Source organism: Mesorhizobium sp. M2A.F.Ca.ET.037.01.1.1, assembly GCF_003998075.1.
Classification (GTDB): Bacteria; Pseudomonadota; Alphaproteobacteria; order Rhizobiales; family Rhizobiaceae; genus Mesorhizobium.
The window spans coordinates 1-2332 of the sequence record NZ_RZSA01000994.1 but is presented as its reverse complement, the minus strand read 5'-3'; the positions used below and the strand labels follow the sequence as shown (position 1 = coordinate 2332).

The following is a 2332-nucleotide window of genomic DNA, read 5'->3' as shown; positions in this document are numbered from 1 at the left end:
GTGACCACCTTCACATACGTCAGACAGGGTTTGCGCGCAGATATCGTAACGGGGGCGCCAACGGCTTGGCTGACCTGCAGATCCCGAAGACGGCCTCCGGACTGGATGCGGTTTCGCAGGAAGGAATTTGATCACGTAGCCATTTTCAGATTTGCTGTCTGCGCGCTGGGCACCTCCCACCCAAGCGCGCGGACGGCGTTCTCGAAGGATCGGTCCGTAACCGCCAGTGCGCCCGGTCTCCTTACAGTTGCCGGCTTATCCGGTTTCGACGTGTCGGGCATGACATTGGAACATTTGTCAGCCACCCGCCGAACGGAGAGTCACCATAGAAGGAGACGACGCTTTGATCGAGCACGCACTTATCCTACAATTTCCGTCTAACCAGAGGCGGAATCGTATCATGGCTACAAACGGCGCGGACGACAGCAACCTGCCGCGCCTGGCGCGCATTGATCCGCGCCACTTCGACCTGCTGTTCGGCGGCTGCAAGCTGGAGCGCTACGCCGCCGGCCAGCATTTGTTCGTCCAAGAGGATGCCTCCGATCGCATCTATGGTGTGATAAGCGGCACGGTCGAGATCTCGATCTATTCGCCGGGCGGGCAGAAGCTGGTGGCCAATATCGAGCTGTCGCGCAGCCTTGTCGGCGAGATCGGGGCACTGGACGGACGCCCGCGCACGGCCACCGCCAGCTGTCTCACGGCATGCGAGCTGGTTTCGCTGAGCCGGACACAACTCTTTGACCGCATTGAGAAAAACCCGTCTCTCGCGCGAGCGATGATCGAATTGCTGTGCACGCGGCTGCGCTGGGTCAGCGGCGAGTTGGGCGACCAAGCCTTTTTCGGCATCGAGGCCCGGCTGGCGAAGCGGCTGGTGTTCCTGAGCGGGGTCATGGCCGACTCCGCCGGTTGGATTCCGATTTCGCAATCCGAGCTCGGCGAATTCCTCGGCGCGACGCGCGAATCCGTCAACAAGACGCTCAACGACTGGCGCAACCGGCAGATGATCGCCATCAAGCGCGGCGGCCTGCGCATCATCAACGCCGCCGCGCTGAACCATATCGCCGAATCGCAGGACGACGACTGAGCAGGCTCGGCGACTTCGCCCAAGCAGCAGACAGCCTAAGCGCCCCTGATCACAACCGCGAGATCATGTAGCGCAGCGCCGAGCGGCTCGGCATGAAGAAATAGCCGCCGCCTTTCGTGGTGACGAACTTCGGCACATCCTTGAACACGGTGACCTTTTCCCAGGACGGGATCGAGAACCGGCCGCCGCCGCCCCTTGCCCCGATCGTCGGATCCGTCTCCCCGACCAGACCCTGGAACGAGCTCGACGAGACCCAGGTCTGCTGGATGAACTCGTATTGGCGCTCGATATCGGCGTTGAGACACATGAAGAGCAGTCCCTTCTCCGTCTTTCCGCCCTTGTCCTTTTTCTCGTAGGTGCGGCCGACGCGCAGGATGCGATGGCGCTTGCCGATCCTGATCTGCGTCTCGCGGTCCTCGCCGAGCGAATCGCGCGGGTTGGAACGGCGTATGTGGGAGCCGAGTGGACAGGCGTGCCCCTGCGGATCCTCGGCGCCGAGCGCGAAATCATTGTCGACGCCGCGGCCCGGCCGCCCGTTCGGATTGCGCACGAGCGAGCTGCCGTCCTGCCAGCGGCCGAGCATCTTCGCGGCCACCCAGCGTTGATCGACGGTGGGATCGCCGGTCTCATTTGCGGCCTGCGTCGCCGCCCGCCTGCAATAATCGTCGAACAATTCGACATGCTGCTCGAACTGGCGCATGACGAGGAACGTGCCGTTGCGGCCGAAATCGCGCGGCGGAGGCGGTTGCCCGGGTATCTGGCGGTTGCGCCGCACCTGCGACAGGATGCCGGCGCGGTCCAGCGCCGCCTCGACCGACGGCGACGACGGATAGAAGCCATGCTCGTCGCGATAACCGAACAGGAACTCGCCCGGTGCGAGCAGATGCATGGGCGCGGCTCCCTTAGCGGCGCGCGCCGTACCCCGAACGATCGGTTGCGAGATGCCGTCGACGAAGCCGAAATGCTCGACCGCTCGCTTGCCGTCGCGCTTCACCTTCAGCGGCAGTTCGGCGGTCACCGACATCCCGGCGCCTGCCGTCTGTCGCTTCATGGCCGTGATCTCGGCCTTCAGCAAGGCCGGCGTCTCGGCATAGCAGACGATGACGACATCGACGGGCTTGGCGGAAGACCCCCACTGCCATTTGTCGGGCGCGTCAGGGCCGGTGTCGTTGAGAATGCGGCTGCGCTCGGGCGTGCCCATGCCTTCCCGGAAGGCGACCGGGAACGTGTCCAGCGGTTCGTCGTCGA

1 protein-coding gene and 1 pseudogene are annotated in these 2332 nt (G+C 64.1%); one reads left to right on the top strand and one right to left on the bottom strand.

Going from position 1 to position 2332, the window contains the following annotated elements:
- Positions 1–400 precede the first annotated feature (400 nt).
- Positions 401–1084, top strand: a complete 684-nt coding sequence (locus EOA27_RS32425) for a Crp/Fnr family transcriptional regulator (protein ID WP_126064666.1) — start codon at positions 401–403, stop codon at positions 1082–1084.
- 49 nt (positions 1085–1133) lie between these two features.
- On the opposite strand, the pseudogene EOA27_RS32420 reads toward EOA27_RS32425, so the two are convergent.
- Positions 1134–2332: pseudogene (locus EOA27_RS32420) on the bottom strand (Dyp-type peroxidase domain-containing protein); the annotation flags it as partial.